General features: G+C 39.5%; 11 protein-coding genes. 7 read left to right on the forward strand and 4 right to left on the reverse strand.

Annotated features, from left to right (window positions below):
* The first annotated feature begins 438 nt into the window (after positions 1–438).
* The 6 genes from IQ283_RS05675 (at position 439) to IQ283_RS05700 (ending at position 8,433) form a co-directional block, all read left to right on the forward strand.
* On the forward strand, positions 439–1,833 hold the full coding sequence (locus IQ283_RS05675) for a cytochrome ubiquinol oxidase subunit I (protein WP_194219142.1): 1,395 nt from the start codon (positions 439–441) through the stop codon (positions 1,831–1,833).
* Positions 1,830–2,843, forward strand: a complete 1,014-nt coding sequence (cydB, locus tag IQ283_RS05680) for a cytochrome d ubiquinol oxidase subunit II (RefSeq protein WP_194219143.1) — start codon at positions 1,830–1,832, stop codon at positions 2,841–2,843. Before IQ283_RS05675 ends, cydB begins: the two co-directional genes overlap by 4 nt.
* The gene (cydD, locus tag IQ283_RS05685) at positions 2,843–4,558 is read left to right on the forward strand and encodes a thiol reductant ABC exporter subunit CydD (protein ID WP_194219144.1); all 1,716 of its coding nucleotides are present in this window, start codon (positions 2,843–2,845) and stop codon (positions 4,556–4,558) included. Before cydB ends, cydD begins: the two co-directional genes overlap by 1 nt.
* Positions 4,558–6,312, forward strand: a complete 1,755-nt coding sequence (cydC, locus tag IQ283_RS05690) for a thiol reductant ABC exporter subunit CydC (protein WP_194219145.1) — start codon at positions 4,558–4,560, stop codon at positions 6,310–6,312. Before cydD ends, cydC begins: the two co-directional genes overlap by 1 nt.
* A 313-nt stretch (positions 6,313–6,625) precedes the next feature.
* Positions 6,626–7,549, forward strand: a complete 924-nt coding sequence (locus IQ283_RS05695) for a peptidoglycan-binding protein (RefSeq protein ID WP_194219146.1) — start codon at positions 6,626–6,628, stop codon at positions 7,547–7,549.
* Between the two features lie 242 nt (positions 7,550–7,791).
* Positions 7,792–8,433 carry a YczE/YyaS/YitT family protein gene (locus IQ283_RS05700; RefSeq protein WP_194219147.1) on the forward strand — a complete coding sequence of 214 codons (642 nt, stop codon included), beginning with the start codon at positions 7,792–7,794 and terminating at the stop codon, positions 8,431–8,433.
* An 81-nt stretch (positions 8,434–8,514) separates the two neighbouring features.
* Here the strand turns inward: IQ283_RS05700 and IQ283_RS05705 are convergent, their stop codons facing one another.
* The 4 genes from IQ283_RS05705 to proB all read right to left on the reverse strand — a co-directional run bounded on the left by IQ283_RS05705 (position 8,515) and on the right by proB (position 13,967).
* The gene (locus IQ283_RS05705; protein ID WP_194219148.1) at positions 8,515–9,852 is read right to left on the reverse strand and encodes a DUF2252 domain-containing protein; all 1,338 of its coding nucleotides are present in this window, start codon (positions 9,850–9,852) and stop codon (positions 8,515–8,517) included.
* 273 nt (positions 9,853–10,125) lie between these two features.
* Entirely contained in the window at positions 10,126–11,235 is a 1,110-nt protein-coding gene (locus tag IQ283_RS05710) for an NADH:flavin oxidoreductase (protein WP_194219149.1), read from the reverse strand.
* A gap of 152 nt (positions 11,236–11,387) precedes the next feature.
* On the reverse strand, positions 11,388–12,653 hold the full coding sequence (locus IQ283_RS05715; RefSeq protein WP_194219150.1) for a glutamate-5-semialdehyde dehydrogenase: 1,266 nt from the start codon (positions 12,651–12,653) through the stop codon (positions 11,388–11,390).
* A gap of 171 nt (positions 12,654–12,824) precedes the next feature.
* Positions 12,825–13,967 (reverse strand): glutamate 5-kinase, encoded by a 1,143-nt coding sequence (proB, locus tag IQ283_RS05720; protein WP_194219151.1) that lies wholly within the window; start codon positions 13,965–13,967, stop codon positions 12,825–12,827.
* 416 nt (positions 13,968–14,383) lie between these two features.
* Between proB and IQ283_RS05725 the strand changes: the two genes are divergently transcribed.
* Positions 14,384–14,944 (forward strand): methyltransferase family protein, encoded by a 561-nt coding sequence (locus IQ283_RS05725; protein WP_194219152.1) that lies wholly within the window; start codon positions 14,384–14,386, stop codon positions 14,942–14,944.
* The last annotated feature ends 83 nt before the right edge of the window (positions 14,945–15,027 follow it).

Raw genomic sequence — 15,027 nt, forward strand, 5'->3', positions numbered from 1 at the left:
TTAAACTCTTGTTTCATCGTATCCACCGTGGCGTGGATCTCACTTCTTTATGTGATCTTTGAAAGCGCTTTTGATTTAAAAAACACAAAATCAAATATATCGTATTTACGATGCTTAAAGCAATGGTTAATTGAGGAAAAGTGCCTGTCACCACCCGATTAATGTTCTTTTTTGTCGAATGAAAACTCTTTTCTCTTCAGTCTGTGACATCCCTCACATTTCACCTCCTTTCTGATTCAAGTGTCGAAATTCGCACACAGGACAGACAAAAACCGTTCAAATTCATCTGCTCACTCATTTTAGCGTCTAAGGTAATCTAAGGAAGAAGTTAAAAGAGACTTTGGTCATAGGAGAATTTATCTAAATAGTGATTATTTACGTATTTGTTACTTTGTGCATGTGTGAATAGTCATTAGAGAGGATTGAGGGGGATTTAGTATGAGTGAACTATTTTTAGCAAGACTACAATTCGGATCAACAACGATTTTTCACTTTTTGTTTGTTCCGTTGTCTATTGGGCTTGTCTTTCTAGTAGCAGTCATGGAGACGCTATACGTTGTGAAAGGAGAAGAAGTGTATAAACGAATGGCGAAATTCTGGGGGCACTTGTTTCTCATTAACTTTGCTGTTGGGGTTGTGACGGGGATTATCCAGGAATTTCAGTTTGGGATGAACTGGTCTGAGTATTCTCGATTTGTTGGAGATGTGTTTGGAGCTCCGCTTGCGATTGAAGCGTTGCTGGCCTTCTTTATGGAATCAACGTTTATTGGTTTATGGATTTTTGGATGGGAGCGGTTATCGAAGAAACTTCATTTAATGTGTATTTGGCTCGTCTCACTCGGAACGTTGATGTCAGCGTTGTGGATTTTAGCAGCGAATTCATTTATGCAGGAACCAGTAGGTTTTGTGATTCGAAACGGAAGAGCAGAGATGAATGATTTCTTCGCGCTCCTTACAAACCCGCAGCTATTCGTCGAATTTCCACACGTGATCTTTGGTGCACTTGCAACCGGTGCTTTCTTTATTGGAGGCGTGAGTGCGTATAAAATTCTCCGTAAACAGGAAGTCGAATTTTTTAAAAAGTCATTTAACATTGCTATGATTGTCGCATTTGTTTCAGGTATGGGTGTTGCGTTTAGTGGCCATGCACAGGCGAAGCATTTGATGGAATCACAGCCAATGAAGATGGCGGCTAGTGAAGCGCTATGGGAAGACAGTGGAGATCCAGCAGCCTGGACGGCTTTCGCGTTGGTTGACTCCAAAAATCAAGAAAACTCATTTGAAATCAACATCCCTTATGCACTTAGTTACCTTGCTTACGAAGAATTTAGTGGTGAAGTACCGGGTATGAAGACCTTGCAAAAAGAGTATGAAGAAAAATACGGAGTGGGGAATTATATTCCTCCAGTTAAAACGACTTTCTGGAGCTTTCGCATTATGGTGGGTGCTGGAATGCTAATGATTTTCACTTCATTCCTCGGGTTGTTACTAAATTTCTATAAAAAGCTTGAGGGTAGCCAATGTTACTTAAAAGGAATGGTGTGGCTCATCTCGTTTCCATTTATTGCGAATTCAGCTGGATGGATTATGACGGAAATCGGACGTCAGCCGTGGACGGTATTTGGATTGATGACAACTTCTGCGTCTGTCTCACCAAACGTATCAAAGGCGTCATTACTTTTCTCATTCCTATCGTTTACAGCGATTTATACGATTCTCGCTATCTTACTCGTTTATTTATTCGTTCGTGAAATTAAAAAGGGATCAGAACATACTGCTCATGAGGACAAAGAAGTGGCAGTTGATCCGTTTGATCAGGGGGCCTATTTATGATCGCACTTAATGAACTGTGGTTTATACTCGTTGCTGTTTTGTTTGTTGGGTTTTTCTTTCTCGAAGGGTTTGATTTCGGTGTGGGTATGGCCAGTCGTTTCCTCGGAAGAAATGAGCTAGAGCGGCGAATAATGGTTAACACGATTGGACCATTCTGGGATGCGAATGAAGTGTGGTTATTAACAGGAGGAGGCGCCATCTTTGCGGCGTTTCCACACTGGTATGCAACGATGTTCAGCGGTTATTATATACCGTTTGTGTTTGTCCTTCTTGCGCTTATCGGTCGTGGAGTTGCCTTTGAATTTCGTGGGAAGGTGGATACCCCTAAGTGGATCAAGTCGTGGGACTGGGTTGTTTTCGTTGGAAGTATCATGCCGCCATTTCTGTTTGGGGTTCTTTTTACAAGTATTTTAAGAGGAATGCCAATTGATGAACAAATGAATATCCATGCGGGTTTTAGTGATTATGTCAATGTATACACGGTGTTAGGTGGGGTAACGGTGGCCATGCTTTGTTTCTTACATGGACTTGTATTTCTCACTCTGAAAACTGTTGGAGATCTTCAGAAGCGTGCGAGAGAATTAGCGAGCAAAGTGATTTATGGTGTTCTGGCTTCATTAGTCGCTTTTGTTGGACTTTCATATTTTGAAACGGATTTATTCAGCAACCGCGGGGTTATAAGTGTAACGCTTATTGCTCTGATTGTACTCAGTTATTCTTTGGCGATCGTATTTTTGAAAAAGCATCGTGATGGGTGGGCATTTGGAATGACTGGCGCAGGGATCGCATTAACGGTTTCAACCATATTTGTAGCATTATTCCCACGCGTAATGATTAGCTCAATCGATGCCGCTTATAATTTAACCGTTTATAATTCTTCTTCTGGAAACTATTCATTAAAGGTGATGACCATCGTGGCGCTCACGCTTCTTCCTTTTGTCCTTGGTTATCAAATCTGGAGCTATTATGTTTTCAGAAAGCGTGTAGATGGTAAGGATATGGTTTACTAATGGGTAAAATTCTATTTCAATTAAAAGACGTCAAAAAGGTGCTGTTTATCCTAACGGTGTTAACCGTTATTCAAGGGACCGTGATTATCCTGCAGGCGAAATGGCTTGCAGAAGCAGTAACAAGACTCTTTGATGGAGAAGCACTGCAACGGATTTTATTCGTTGTGTCGCTTTTCCTCGCTGCTTTTATCATCAGGCATCTTGTTAAACTGATTATGACCAAAGTGATCGATCGTTATGCTGCTCAAACGGCTGCTTCTTTAAAGAAAGATGCCATTGCAAAATTGTTTGCGTTAGGTCCAATCTATTCAGCGAAGTGGGGTACTGGCAATCTTGTTACGTTACTAATTGACGGGGCAAAACAATTCCGTCTTTATTTAGAGTTATTTATTCCTAAATTAACGGCCATGCTTATTGTTGCTCCGCTTGTCCTTATCTATGTTTGGACTCTTGATGTTACGTCAGCCATTATTTTAAGTCTAACTCTGCCAATATTGATTGGCTTTCTGATCTTACTTGGATTAGCTGCAAAGAAGAAGGCGGATAAGCAGTGGACCACACATCGCATTTTATCCAATCATTTTGTTGATTCCCTTCGTGGACTTGAAACGCTGAAGTATCTTGGATTAAGTGGAAAACACGCCAGAAGTATTAAAGAAGTGAGTGAGAAGTATCGGAAATCGACGATGAGTACGCTTCGAGTAGCTTTTCTCTCTTCGTTTGCTCTCGACTTTTTTACAATGTTAGGAATCGCTACAGTAGCTGTATTTCTTGGATTGCGCCTTGTAGAAGGAGAGATATCTTTAATGCCAGCTCTTACGATTTTAATTCTTTCTCCTGAATTTTTTCTTCCAGTTCGTGAACTAGGAAATGATTATCATGCAACGTTGGATGGACAAGAAGCAGGAAGAAGGTTATTGGATATGATTCAAACACCAGGTTTTAAAGAAGAAAATGGAGCGATTCCTCATTGGTCCGATAAAGATCTTTTAATGATTCAAGATCTTTCCGTAGATTATGGAAATGAAAGAAATGCTCTTCAAAACATCTCTTTTTCAGTAAAAGGAAAGCAGAAAATAGGGATTATTGGAGAAAGTGGTTCTGGTAAATCGACTTTAATTGACATTTTAGGAGGGTTTCTTGAAGGAAGTGAGGGGACTATTGAAATAAATGGGCAGGAATTGACCCATCTAAAGCATGATGAATGGCAGAAGCAGTTATTCTATATCCCGCAGCACCCTCATCTATTTCATGATACTTTAGCAAATAATATCCGTTTCTATAATCAAGATGCTTCATTAGAAGCGGTCGAACGCGCAGCAGATGCAGCTGGTTTGAGGAAAGTCCTTGATCATCTTCCTAATGGTTTAAATGAAAAGATCGGGGAAGGCGGAAGAGAATTAAGTGGTGGTCAGGCACAGAGAATCGCGTTAGCTCGCGCATTTCTTGAAGATCGCTCCATTCTACTTCTAGATGAGCCAACAGCCCAGCTTGATGTTGAAACAGAATACGAGATAAAGAAAAAGATCCTTCCCTTATTAGAAGATAAACTTGTTTTTATGGCCACGCACCGTCTGCATTGGATGATAGAGATGGATCTGATTCTTATGCTTGAAAAGGGTAAAGTGGTTGAGTTTGGTACTCATGAAGAGCTCATGTCTAGAAGAGGTAGCTACTATCAAATGGTGTATTTGCAAATGGAGGGGGTCTCATAATGGAGAAGAAAGGATGGATCCTTCCCTATTTAAAAGAGAATGCAAAGCTCTTCTCGCTTGTCATTCTGCTTGGTTTAGTGACAGCTTTCTCAGCAGCCTTTCTTATGTTTACATCCGGATTTCTCATTTCTAAAGCTGCCACTAGACCGGAGAACCTTCTATTAATCTATGTGCCAATTGTTGCGGTAAGGACATTTGGCATCTTACGTGCTGTTTCAAGATATAGTGAGAAGTTGCTAGGTCACCATATTATTTTAAAGGTTCTTTCACATATGCGCTCTCGATTATATGAAACCATTGAACCGAGAGTTTTAAAAGAAGGAGCCAGTATAAAAACAGGAGATCTCCTTGGTGTGATGGCCGAGGACATTGAATATTTACAAGATGTTTACGTAAAGACGATCTTCCCTTCTGTGATCGGTTTCTTTTTATATGCAGTCGCGATAGGAATGCTTGGGACTTTCTCCTGGGTATTTGCGGGATTAATGGCCACCTATGGCTTTATTCTCGTCTTTCTCTTTCCTTTAGTGTCCTTATTAGTTACCCGTAAAAATGTAGCAAGGCTAAAAAGTCGTCGTAGCTCTCAATACAGCACGCTAACAGATGGTGTGGTTGGAATTGGAGACTGGGTCTTTAGCGGTCACCAGAAAACGTTTATTGAAAATGTGGAAAAGAATGATGCGGAGATTTATAGGGAAGAGAGACGTCGGTCTGCTTTTGTTTCTTATCGAAATTTTGCTGCTCAGTGTGTTGTTGCAATCATTGTTTTATCTATGCTTGTTTGGACAGGAAATCAGAGTATGGATGGACAGATTTCCCATACGCTAATTGCCGCATTTGTTCTTATTCTCTTTCCATTAACAGAGGCCTTTCTTCCACTCTCTGATGCTGTGAGTGAACTTCCAGGATATGAAGATTCGATTAATCGATTGAAAGGATTGTCATTGGAGAAACCTTCTGAGGAAGAATATGATGAGAAAAGCGTTTGGAAAAACAGTCATCTTCGCTTTGATAAGGTTAGTTATCAAACGAACGAAGGACAATGGATACTCAAAAATATCAATCTAGAAATACCTCAGGGAACAAAGCTTGCTATTCTTGGTCCGAGTGGTTCTGGTAAAACGAGCCTTCTTAAGCTTATGAAAGGAATCTATTCTCCTTCTGAAGGTAGTGTGTCTATAAACGGTTTAGAGACAGCTCTGTCTAAGGGGAATAAACAACAGTTAAGTGTACTTAATCAACAGCCTTATCTTTTTGATACATCGGTATTGAATAATCTTCGACTCGGGAAGCCATCTGCTACAGATGAAGAGGTATATGAAGCGGCGAAAAGCGTCCAACTTCATGACTTTATTGTTGCATTACCTGAAGGCTATCAAACTTCTATGGAAGAAGCGGGAACGAGATTCTCGGGAGGAGAGCGTCAACGAATTGCACTAGCTCGTATTTTGTTGCAAGATGCACCGATCGTCCTCCTGGATGAACCTACTGTTGCTCTTGATCCTCGAACGGAACAGGAATTACTCTCTACTATTTTTCAAGTTCTTGAGGGAAAAACCGTTGTTTGGGTTACACACCACCTTGTTGGAATGAAAAGAATGGACCAAATTCTGTTTATGGATGAAGGTGAAATTGTAATGGAAGGAAAGCATGATGAGCTGCTCGTGTCGAGTGACCGCTACAGAAGGCTTTATGAATTAGACACGCCATTTCAATTAAAGAAAGTTAATGATGAAATGAAAATGATAGGATAAAGGACCTTGTGAAGGGAATGCAATAGCATGTTTGAAAAGAATTCATTTAATTTTGTTCTTTTTGAAGAACCTAAAATAAGGGTTTTTACTAGTTAGTTGACATAATTGTAATAAACACATGACGTAAATAGGTATTAGGTACTATATTGTGCAAAGTTTATAAAAACCGTATTAATCTGTCATATTTATGTAACCGACTTGTTATTGGACTAAAATCACTGTGTTATATTTGCCTGTTATCATGTGGAACATGGGTGATTGAGAGATAAACAAACCAACACCAATATTAAAAACTCTCAGGAGGAATGTATACATGGTAGCTCGTAAAAACATTGTAAGAAACGTGGTTACATCCACAGCACTAGCTGGAATGATGTTTGCTAGTCCAGTAGTTTCAGAAGCGGCACTAGGAGATCAAACACTTTCTTATGGTGAAAAACACGGCGACGTTGTCGAGTTACAGGATGTACTGTCTGCCAAGGGGTATTTCAACTATGATGAATCTACAGGATACTACGGATCTATTACTGAAGGTGCTGTAAAGCAATTCCAAAAAGAACACGGTCTTTCAGTTGATGGTATCGCAGGTCCAAATACATTTTCAGCAATGCAAAGCGTAAATAATGGACAAGCTATGCGTACGCTCGTTCAAGGTGATCACGGTCACCAGGTACAAGCACTACAAGAAGAGCTTGGCGGTTATTATAACTATACAGTAGACGGAATTTATGGTCCTATCACTGAACAAGCAGTTCGTGCGTTCCAAGCTGACAATGGTCTATCAGTAGATGGTATTGCAGGTAAGAACACGTGGTCTGTACTAAACGGTGGTAGTGCTCCAGCACCGAAAGAAACAGCTAATAAAGAAGCAGTACAAACATCTACGACTTCTAATTCCACGCCTGCAAAAGAATCAAACACTGAAAGTAAGTCTTCACAGGCAAGTGGACAAGAAATTCAGGTGGAAGCAACAGCTTACACTGCTTTCTGTACAGGATGCTCAGGTGTAACAGCAACTGGTATTGATTTGAGAGCTAATCCAAATCAAAAAGTAATCGCTGTTGACCCTGATGTAATCCCACTAGGTTCTAAAGTATATGTAGAAGGTTACGGAGAAGCAGTTGCTGGTGATACTGGCGGCGCAATCCAAGGTAATCGAGTTGATTTATTCATGGCCGACCAACAAGATGCACTAGACTTTGGTCGTAAAACAGTTACTGTAACGGTACTTGACTAATTAAATAAAAGATAACTGCCTGATTTCTTAATCAGGCAGTTTTTTTTATCCTTAGGATAGGTTTATGAATGTTGTTGTTTTTGAATCATTAGTATAAGTGAAACTTATCCTTAATGAAAGATACGTAAAATAGAAGATGATTTTCAACTTTATAACCTAGTTTACAGGGTGGTTTTTATGTTTTCTCTCTTATGATATAGTTTCAAAGGTTTGAAATTGTATTGTTTGAGAGGGGCTTTTCAATGCGAAATAAAATCATTCGGTGGAGTTTCTTTTTCGTAGGTCTCGCTGTTCTTGGTCTAGGGATTGCAATGACCATTAAAGGGAAAACATTTGGAATTGGGCCCTGGGATGTTTTTCACTATGGCTTATTTAAGCATTTTGGATTAACGATCGGAAGCTGGTCTATTCTAACTGGCTTTATTATACTGAGCTTCACTTCACTTTATACAAGGTCACTTCCGAAAGTGGGGGCCTTTCTAAATATGCTGCTACTGGGATTATTTATTGATTTTTTCTTATATGTTTTACCAGATCCTGAAACATTGCTGGCACAAGCCGTCATATTCATTGTCGGTGTTGTTGTACTAGGTTACGGTATTGGTTTATATGTAACGTCTGGTCTCGGTGCTGGACCCCGCGATGGTATTATGTTACTCATTGTTGAAAAAACAGGTTGGCGCATTGATTGGGTTAGAAACGGTATCGAAATTACTGTGTTACTCCTCGGATGGATGCTGGGAGGACCAGTTGGTATTGGCAGTATTTTTATTGCTTTTATGCTCGGTAAAATCATTCAATTTGCGCTACCTCAGTGTAAAGCGTTACTAACAGCTATATTGCACTATCAACATCCTGTGTCATCTAATGAATCCTCTTATTAAGCTGATCGATGATTCAAAAAGATCAAAGAACGATAATCATAACAAAAAAGCCTACCAATAATTGTTTGGTAGGCTTTTTTTCTATTCATTTTTCTCTTTAAGCCATTCTTTGAAAATAGTAAAATCTTGTTTTACGCGATTCTGATAAAAAGAGGCCCAGTGGTTCACTTCATTCCGAAGATTTTCCCAAGTATCAATCACATTAAGGATTTCTGTTTCGCTATGATATGTTAAGTAGTGGTGATCGATATCAGAATCAGCACGTGCATGAATTTTGGCAGAAATCTTTGCCATCATTGTAACAGTTTGTTTAAATTCAGGATAGTTTTGAATATGATCTGGTTCAATTTCAGCTGAGTAAGGTGATTTTTCTCGTACATAGAATTCTTTATCGTTAATCGTGATATAACCAAGGTGCGGATCTTGTTTATGATGCATCGCTTTTTGGGTCTTAATTACGCGTAACCCTTCATGTTTATTTGTATCCCAGAATGCTTGATCGTATGGGAAGAAATAAGCAGGTATAGGAGTGCGAGCTTCTTTTGCTTCAAGGATAAGGTCAGTCATATGATCTTCCGTGTTAACACCTTGTACTAGAATAAGATAACGTTTAAGTCCAGTAGAGCCCACTCCTGCACCAACAATCTCTACCATATCTTTTATTTCATAATGTCTCAGATTATTGTCCACTTCATCTTTTAAAGTGGTGGTATAGGAGCTCCATGCTGTTTTGATTAAATTTTTCTCCGAATCTTCAAGTTCATTTACTTTATCCTTCTTACGGATAAACTGGCGATTCCCCTCATTATTAATAAATGTTTGTTTCTCAAGTGCATCAGTAGGGGAGTGGCTTTCTAGTTCTGCTAATGTGTCCTTGATCGGACCTTCTGTATTTTGTTGGGTAAATTGAAGTTCAACTGGATTTTCGTTTGCTTCTTCGAACTGTTGAAGTTGATTTACGTAATTTTCTATATAGACACTAACCAAATTATCTTGATTTTCTTCTGAATAACCCAGATCTTCAGCATACAAACGTATACTTACAGCCATTCTGAGTAAATCATACAAGTAAGAACCCAGGTATCCTTCATCAAAATCATCTACATCAAAGACGTTTTCACCATCTTCATTGCGAAAAGCACTAAAGTTATCGAAATGAAGATCTCCCATTAACCAGGTAGGTTTGTCACCTGGGGTATGATAATGAAATGGAATTTGTGTTACATCATAGTAGTATAAATAGGCGCTGCCACGAAAGAAACTAAAAGGGCTTTCGCTCATTTTTTGATATTTCGTATTGCGCTCTGCTTTTGTAAGTTTCATCAATGTTGAATCAAATTGCTCAATAATCATTTGTAATGTTTGTTTACGAAGGTAGCTTCTTGTGTTTTTAATGTGCTCTGTAGAAATGGATGACATGCTGCTTCCTCCTTAATTTTGTTATATCCCCAGTGTACTTGAAGAAAAGATACGAGCAAAATAAAAGGTATTATAGTAGGGGTCAGTTAGTTTAGATAAGAAAGAACTTAGGATGACAAAGACTATGAAATGCAGATTCAAAGGCAAACAAAACGATTTCAATGACTCATATAGTGAGGTTGGTAACGATAGTCGGAGAGGCATTGTTTGTAATTTAGTAATGAGTAAATGAAAAATCCCTCTCCACCAATTTGGAGAGGGAGGACTATAGAGTTAATTTCTGATGATCTCTTCTTTCAATTCATGTTCTTTAATATAAGCAAGCGGAAGAAGAGTACTTTCGAAATCGAATGGTTTTAACTCTTTTCCGGTTGAAAGACGATTTGGATAGTCAGGGTTTGCGAGAGCGCTAGTACCAAGGCTAACAAAATCACCTTCTTTGTTTCCGATAAGGTTACTTGCTTTATCTGGATCACCTAGCTGTCCATTTGCGATCACTGGAATGGAGCTGAAGGTTTTCGCTGCCGAAGCTAACGTTTTCGTTCCCTCTCCAAATGCAGGTTGAGTTGCATCAGGATCTGTGACGTGGATGTAATCAAGCTCTTTTTCTAGAATGGAGAAGATGATTTTGGCAGATTTTTCGCCTTCAGGCCATTTATAAGCCGGGTCAGCAACTTTGATTTGAGATAAACGAATGCCAACTGTAAAGTCCTCTCCTACTTCATTTCGAACATCCTCAATCACTTCAACTAGAAGTTTCAGCCTGTTTTCAAGTGATCCACCATATTCATCGTTTCGATGGTTTGAATAGTCTGTTAAGAATTGGTCAAGAAGATATCCGTTGGCCCCATGAATTTCAACACCATCAAATCCAGCTTCTTTTGCATGATGAGCAGCACTGATAAAGGAGTGTCTCACTTCCTTAATATCGTCGATCGAAAGAGGTGTTGGTGTATCAAAGTGACCTGATCCTCCATAAAAGCCAAGCTGTTCTCCTTTGGGAGGAATATTAGAAGGAGCTACAGTTACATCTGAATATGCATTCCCTTGACTTTGTCCACCTGCATGCATCAGTTGGGCAATAATTGGAGTCCCGAACTCGTGAACGGAAGAAGTGATATTTCTCCACGTCTCAACGTGGTTTTTATTTGTTAACCCGGGCTGGTTTAAATATCCCTGGCTATATCTTTCATCCGTATAGATGCCTTCAGTGATGATAGCACCAAATCCTCCTTTCGCAAAACGCTCATAATAATCGCGCATTGTTGTTGTTGCACTACCGTCAACTGTTGCCGTTATTCTAGTCATTGGAGCGACGATAAAGCGATTTTTTAATGAAATCTTTCCTAGCACTTCTGAAGTATATAAGTTTTCATATGTCATGATTATCATCCTCTCTTCTATCGTGTGTATGGAGTAATTATAAGGGGAAGCCTAAGATTACACGAAAGTTATGCTCAGTATAGTAGAATCCTCAATGGCTACTACTTCATAGAAAAACCACCCTTTTCTTTAAAGAGTGGTTTAGAGTACGTTTATCTGATTTGTCCAGTACCTGTCATGCAATATTTAATCGTTGTTAATGCAGGGAGACCCATAGGTCCTCTGGCATGTAGCTTTTGGGTAGAAATACCGATTTCCGCACCAAAGCCTAGAGCAGAGCCGTCTGTAAAGCGAGTAGATGCATTGTGATAGACTGCTGCCGCATCTACAAGACTGCGGAATAGGGATGCAGATTTGGCATCTTCTGTAATAATCGCTTCAGAGTGCTTCGTGCCATACTTTTCAATATGATCAATTGCCTCTTCAGTGTTTTCGACTGTTTTGATTGCAATTTCAAGACCAAGGTATTCGTTACTCCAGTCATCTTCATCAGCAAGTACAGCATCTTTAAACGTGTTCACGATATGCTCGTCACCATGAACTTTAATTTTATGATCAGCTAGTGATTTTTCAAGAACGTCCAGATTTTCTTCTAGCCATTTCTTGTGAACGATTAGTGTTTCAACTGCATTACATACAGCTGGTCGATCTGTTTTTGCATTAATCAAGATGTTTATTGCCTTCTCAGCTTCAGCCGACTGATCAAAATAAATATGACAGTTTCCTACGCCTGTCTCTAGTACTGGGACAGTTGCATTGTTCACGACTGTATTAATTAGAGCGCCTCCTCCACGGGGAATTAGAACATCAATGTGTTCTTTCATCGTAAAGAGTTGACTCGTTGCTTCGCGATCAGTTGTAGCGATTAGTTGAACCGCGTCTACAGGAATTTTGGTTTTTGGAAGTGCTTCATGAATCACGCGAACAATCCCTTTGTTGGAATTAAGAGCGTTAGAACCACCTTTGAGGACGATGGCATTTCCTGATTTAAGTGCAAGACCCGTTGCATCAACGGTTACGTTTGGACGTGCTTCATAAATCATACCAATAACGCCGAGCGGGACGCGGACTTGTTCGACTTGCATGCCGTTATCAAGTGACCAATCAGAAATGACTTCTCCAACCGGATCTTCTAGCTCGGCCACTTCGCGAAGACCTTTAGCAAAGTCTTTTACGCGTTCTTTAGATAAGCTTAAACGATCCATAAACGCCTCTGTAAATCCTTTTTCTTTACCGCGCTCAAGGTCTTTCTTGTTTTCATTTAGGATATAATCTGTTTCTTTTTCGAGCTCATCAGCAATAATCAGTAGTGCCTGATTTTTTTCCTCAGTTGTAAGCAAGGAGAGGGCTTTGGAAGCCACCTGTGCTTGCTTTGCTTGTTCTTTTACATTTACTTTAATCGGATCTAGAGTAGTCATCAAACGCCTCCTATATTTTTTCTTTTATTTTATCTCATACGTATAGGGCAGTAAAACGCTAATCTTAAAATATGGGTTCATCTAAATGATAAGATTAGAATTAACTTTCCCTAAAGCTTTAATGAACGATCGATGAAGGGGAAAAACCCCTTACAATCATCGTTCTTTTTATTATGAACCGAGTGGAATAGCTAGCTGATCGTGATAAACAAAATCATTAATATGAACTGCTTCTTTCACTGAAATATCGATAAGCTCAGATATTTCTTCAGTTGGAAGTCCTTTAATCATTTTCAAATGCTTGGAAGAATAGTTTGTAACACCAAGACCTATTTCTTCACCATCCATGTCTGTCAGTTTCACAACTGCCCCTGGCTTGAAGTGCCCGTGTACATAATGAACGCCTACAGGTTGAAGACTGCGTTCATGTTCAGAAATCTCAGAGCTTGCTTTATCTGTCACGATGACTTCACCTTCAGGACCTGAATTGAAGGCTATCCATTGTTTCTTGTTATCAAGCTCGGTTTGACCTTCTGGGGTAAAGTAAGTTCCAGTTGCTGTTTGATGCACAGCATTATAAATAATTCCTTTAGTTGTTGCGTTTCCAAGGAAAGAAGGTGTACCTGATGCCATAGCAATCTTGACTGCATCAATTTTCGATCTCATGCCACCAGTACCGACAGAGCTACCAGGTTCTCCGGCAGATTCTTCGATTTCTGGAGTAATTTCAGTTACGTGCTCTAACAGTTTAGCATCTGGGTTCTTTCTCGGATCTTCACTATACAGTCCATCTATATCAGAAAGAATAATAAGCTGGTCGGCACTCACAAGTGCAGCGACTTTAGCTGAAAGGGTATCATTATCTCCGAATTTTAGACGTTCAACTGTTACAGTATCATTCTCATTAACAATTGGAACGATTCCACGTTCTAAAAGTACATTAATAGTGTTTCTTGCGTTGTTGTATCTTTTGCGATCAGAAAAGTCACTGCGCGTAATCAGAATTTGTGAAGCAGTGTAGCCGTGAGATATGAAACGTTCTGAGTAAGCTTCCATTAACAGTCCCTGACCGATTGATGCAGCGGCCTGTTTTTCTGAAAGTGATGTTGGACGTTCTAAGCATCCTAGTCTGCGATATCCAGCAGCTACTGCGCCAGAAGATACAAGAAGTACTTCATGTCCTTCATCTTTAAGCATTACAATGTCATCTACTAGTCGTTCAAGTTTTCTTCGGCTAATGTCTCCGAGTCTGCTCGTTAAAGAGCTGCTTCCGATTTTAATTACGATTCGTTTCTTTTCGTCGTTTAGATTCATTATTTCACTCCTATATAACTTGCCGTTAAATGTGTGATTGCTTTAATCAATTGACTCTATGAGTATAACAAACGCTTATGTGCTGACAACAAGACTTGCCCAAATAGTCCGAATAAGTGGAGAATAACTAAGAATATGGACGATGTTTGCTCTAAACTCGTTTAACATACGCTTAGAAGATGAGAGGCTTGCTCACCACTCCATATAAGAAGTGAAAAACATGAATTATTTACAAAAACATCCATTTTATTCGCAGAACTGTATAAGGTGAGTGAGAGACTATCGCTTAATGTAAGGGTTTTCATTTGTGGGATTGTATAATGTGACTGTTTTATACAAACCCGCCTATCTATGTCAGACAGTAAGGATTGAAGTCTGGTATACTGCTGATTAAGGTATATTAAAGGGGGAGCGCTATGAGTGTAATTGATGTATTATTCATTCTGCTTTCGGTTTTATGGATAAGTGAATTTATCATGAAACGAGGAAATAAAAACACAGAAACCTCTTCTTCTGAGAAGCGGTCCTTTGTTTTTATTTTGTTAGCGATCTCTGGTGTGATTATAGGAACGCTCTATTTTAATGGGGTTGGTCTATTCACATTTCAAAACAACATATTTACTCAAGTTTTTGGGCTCTTTCTTTATGGAAGTGGGATTGGGTTAAGATATTGGGGCATCCAAGAACTAGGACGCTTTTTTTCTAGAAATGTAGTAGTAGAAAGCAAGGTAGATCTTGTTAGTTCTGGTCCCTATCGCTTATTACGCCATCCTCTATATACCGGACTACTCTTGATCATTATAGGATTTCCATTATACATAGCTACGTGGGGCGGCATTTTACTATCTATTCTACTCATTGTCCCGGCTCTCTTATACCGTATCCGGATTGAAGAAAGAATGCTCTATATGTCAGTTGGGGAAACTTATCACGAATGGGGGAAAGATAGATATAGGATTCTACCGTTCATTTATTAAAAGTTATGTTCATGGTTTGCGTTCATTTTCCGACCATTCGGGCCCTCAGAAGAGGTTGAGGCATATTACAAAGCACGGTTACT

The sequence above is a fragment of the Pseudalkalibacillus hwajinpoensis genome, assembly GCF_015234585.1.
In the GTDB taxonomy this organism is placed as follows: Bacteria; Bacillota; Bacilli; order Bacillales; family Guptibacillaceae; genus Guptibacillus; species Guptibacillus hwajinpoensis_B.

Excerpts from the sequence above, each read along its gene's own strand:
- IQ283_RS05675 (WP_194219142.1), top strand. The coding sequence starts at position 439 with ATGAGTGAACTATTTTTAGCAAGACTACAATTCGGATCAACAACGATT.
- cydB (WP_194219143.1), top strand. The coding sequence starts at position 1,830 with ATGATCGCACTTAATGAACTGTGGTTTATACTCGTTGCTGTTTTGTTT.
- cydD (WP_194219144.1), top strand. The coding sequence starts at position 2,843 with ATGGGTAAAATTCTATTTCAATTAAAAGACGTCAAAAAGGTGCTGTTT.
- cydC (WP_194219145.1), top strand. The coding sequence starts at position 4,558 with ATGGAGAAGAAAGGATGGATCCTTCCCTATTTAAAAGAGAATGCAAAG.
- IQ283_RS05695 (WP_194219146.1), top strand. The coding sequence starts at position 6,626 with ATGGTAGCTCGTAAAAACATTGTAAGAAACGTGGTTACATCCACAGCA.
- IQ283_RS05700 (WP_194219147.1), top strand. The coding sequence starts at position 7,792 with ATGCGAAATAAAATCATTCGGTGGAGTTTCTTTTTCGTAGGTCTCGCT.
- IQ283_RS05705 (WP_194219148.1), bottom strand. The coding sequence starts at position 9,852 with ATGTCATCCATTTCTACAGAGCACATTAAAAACACAAGAAGCTACCTT.
- IQ283_RS05710 (WP_194219149.1), bottom strand. The coding sequence starts at position 11,235 with ATGACATATGAAAACTTATATACTTCAGAAGTGCTAGGAAAGATTTCA.
- IQ283_RS05715 (WP_194219150.1), bottom strand. The coding sequence starts at position 12,653 with ATGACTACTCTAGATCCGATTAAAGTAAATGTAAAAGAACAAGCAAAG.
- proB (WP_194219151.1), bottom strand. The coding sequence starts at position 13,967 with ATGAATCTAAACGACGAAAAGAAACGAATCGTAATTAAAATCGGAAGC.
- IQ283_RS05725 (WP_194219152.1), top strand. The coding sequence starts at position 14,384 with ATGAGTGTAATTGATGTATTATTCATTCTGCTTTCGGTTTTATGGATA.